Below are 2,814 nucleotides of genomic sequence, written 5' to 3'. Positions count from 1 at the left end.
CGTTTGAGGCCTTGCAGGCTTATTTCTCTCAACCTGTGATGTAAACAATGCGACGATTTCCTACAATTAAAATATCTACTTCGTCATTCTTACCCTTCCTATGCTGGAATAAACGTAGCGGCATAAGTTTACTGATTTTAATCTGTAATACCTATAAAAAAGGTCGTCTGAAAACAAAAATCCGTTTTCAGACGACCTTTTTCCATTCCAACAATCAAGCCAAGCTGACTTCCAAGTTGTCAATCAGACGTGTCGTTCCCAAGCGGGCGGCGGCGAGGACGACGAGGGCTTTGTCGCCGGTGCGTGCGACGGCGAGGCTCTCGGCATGGCGGATTTCGACGTAATCAACCACCCAGCCGGCTTCGGTCAGGCGGCGGACGGTTTCTGTTTCCAGACCGACATAATCGAGATTGCCGTTTTTGAGCTCGGCGGCGACGCGTTGCAATTCGCGGTACAGACGCGGGGCTTCGGCGCGTTCGGCTTCACTGAGGTATTGGTTGCGGCTGGAAAGCGCTAGCCCGTCGGGAGCGCGGCCGGTATCGACGGGAACGATGTCGATATTGAAATTCAGGTCTTCGACAAAGCCTTTGATAATCGCCAACTGCTGATAGTCTTTTTTGCCGAAGCAGGCGGTATCGGGTTGGACGATGTTGAACAGTTTGCTGACGACAGTAGCGACACCGCGGAAATGACCGGGGCGGAATTTGCCGCACAATTCGTTTTGGAGATTGGGCGGTTCGACGTTGAAACGTTGCTCGACATTGGGATACAGCTCTTTTTCGTCGGGCGCGAACACGACGGCTATGCCTTCGTTGGCGAGTTTGTCGGCGTCTTGCTGCAAGGTGCGCGGGTATTTGTCGAAATCCTCGCCCTGTCCGAATTGTAGGCGGTTGACGAATATGCTGACTACGACGTTGTCGGCGCGTTTTTTGGCTTCGCGAACAAGGGCGAGATGGCCTTCGTGCAGATTGCCCATAGTCGGCACAAAGGCAACGCTGCCTGCGTTTTTGCGCCATTCGCGTAATTCTTTAATGGTATGAATGATTTGCATGGTGGAAAATGTCCTTTATCTTTTTCGGGGATTGCGGCGCTCAGCCGCTATGTTTTGTCAGCCCGAAAATCACGCGCCGATTATACGCTGGGAACACGGACAAACAAAGGTCGTCTGAAATTCGGTTTTCACGATGAAAACCTTTTCAGACGACCTTTTTTCAGTTGAGGGCATCAAGCAAACGAATGTTCCGCAGCGGGGAAGGTTTTGGCTTTGACTTCATGGACATACGCTTCAACGGCGGTCTGAATGCTGTCTTTGCCCTGCATGAAATTTTTGACGAATTTTGCGGTTTTACCCGGAAAAATGCCAAGCATATCGTGCATGACCAAAACTTGTCCGTCGCAATCCACGCCCGCGCCGATGCCGATGGTCGGGCAAGAGACGGTTTCGGTTACTTTTTTCGCCAATTCCGCCGGTACACATTCCATCAATACGATGGCGGCACCCGCTTGGTCGTGTGCTTTCGCATCTGCCAACAAGGCTTCCGCCTTATCGCCCCGTCCCTGCACTTTATATCCGCCAAAGGCAAACACGGACTGCGGAGTCAAGCCGATATGGGCGCAGACGGGAATGCCGCGCATTTGCAGGAATTCGGTGGTTTCCGCCATCCAAACGCCGCCTTCGAGTTTGACCATATGCGCGCCTGCCGCCATCAGTTCGGCAGCAGCGGCAAACGCCTGTTCTTTACTCTGCTGATAAGCACCAAAAGGCAAGTCGCTGACAATCATCGCGTTTTCCGTACCGCGCGCGACGTTTCCGGTGTGGTAACACATATCGTGCAGGCTGACGGGCAGCGTGGATTTGCGCCCCTGCACGGTCATGCCCAAGGAATCGCCCACCAGCAAGACATCGACTCCGGCGTTATCCATCAACGCGGCAAAGCTGGATTCATAGGCGGTCAGCATGGCGATTTTTTCGCCTTCTGCCTTCATCTTTTGCAGTGTGTTCACAGTAATCATTAGAATGTGTTCCGCCTTTTTCAGACGACCTTTTAGATTAAAACGGGCTATTATAGTGAAATGCCTGCCGCCCTGCCACCCGAACGGCAAACGCAAAACAGCCCGACTGCTTTCACAATCGGGCTGTTTGATTGGTGCCGGCACCAAGAGTCGAACTCGGGACCCCCTGATTACAAGTCAGGTGCTCTACCAACTGAGCTATACCGGCTTACTGAAATACCTTGCGGCACCTTCAGCGATAAACTGGTGCCGGCACCAAGAGTCGAACTCGGGACCCCCTGATTACAAGTCAGGTGCTCTACCAACTGAGCTATACCGGCAAAGAAGTCGAATTATGCCGTTAACTGCCCCACTTGGCAATAGCTTACTGCCCACAAAGTAAATTTTTATAAAAAATATCTGATTTAAAAAGAAATTTATTTCAAGCGTAATGATTACCCCATATATAAACCAAGCCGCTCAAGCATATAGCCGAAAGGTCGTCTGAAAAACACCCGCACAAAAAGCATTTCAGACGACACTTGTAAGCCGCCGCCACCTTTTGCACTTTGTTACATTAACTTTTGCACTCGGTGCGTTTTAAAAGTTGCGGCAGCTTTTGCACTATCGAATAGCAGAAAATAACAAAGCGACGGAAACGCCGCTTTGTTATTACCAGTTACAAATAATGTAACTCTTTGCCTTGACAATAATCTTGCCAGCGATAACAGCCTCGACAGCAGGCAAGAAATGTGCACCGCCGTCATGAGGCAGAGATAACGGCATAATCCCGTCTTTTTGAGCCTGTTTGTCAGCCTCATT

General features: G+C 50.7%; 2 protein-coding genes and 2 tRNA genes. All 4 read right to left on the bottom strand.

What is annotated here, in order from left to right; translation table 11 throughout:
* Positions 1–214 precede the first annotated feature (214 nt).
* The 4 genes from panC to HMPREF3066_RS07375 all read right to left on the bottom strand — a co-directional run bounded on the left by panC (position 215) and on the right by HMPREF3066_RS07375 (position 2,333).
* Complete coding sequence (gene panC / locus HMPREF3066_RS07390; protein WP_070441704.1) at positions 215–1,051, bottom strand: pantoate--beta-alanine ligase; 837 nt, start codon at positions 1,049–1,051, stop codon at positions 215–217.
* A gap of 173 nt (positions 1,052–1,224) precedes the next feature.
* Positions 1,225–2,013, bottom strand: coding sequence for a 3-methyl-2-oxobutanoate hydroxymethyltransferase (gene panB / locus HMPREF3066_RS07385; RefSeq protein ID WP_070441701.1), 789 nt, complete (start codon positions 2,011–2,013; stop codon positions 1,225–1,227).
* Positions 2,014–2,145: 132 nt separating this feature from the next.
* Positions 2,146–2,221 (bottom strand) — tRNA-Thr (locus HMPREF3066_RS07380).
* 36 nt (positions 2,222–2,257) lie between these two features.
* Positions 2,258–2,333, bottom strand: a tRNA-Thr gene (locus tag HMPREF3066_RS07375).
* Positions 2,334–2,814 lie beyond the last annotated feature (481 nt).

Origin of the sequence: Neisseria sp. HMSC03D10 (assembly GCF_001807625.1) — a bacterium.
In the GTDB taxonomy this organism is placed as follows: domain Bacteria; phylum Pseudomonadota; class Gammaproteobacteria; order Burkholderiales; family Neisseriaceae; genus Neisseria; species Neisseria mucosa.
The sequence above is the reverse complement of the archived record's forward strand: the minus strand, read 5'-3'. Positions and strand labels throughout refer to the sequence as shown.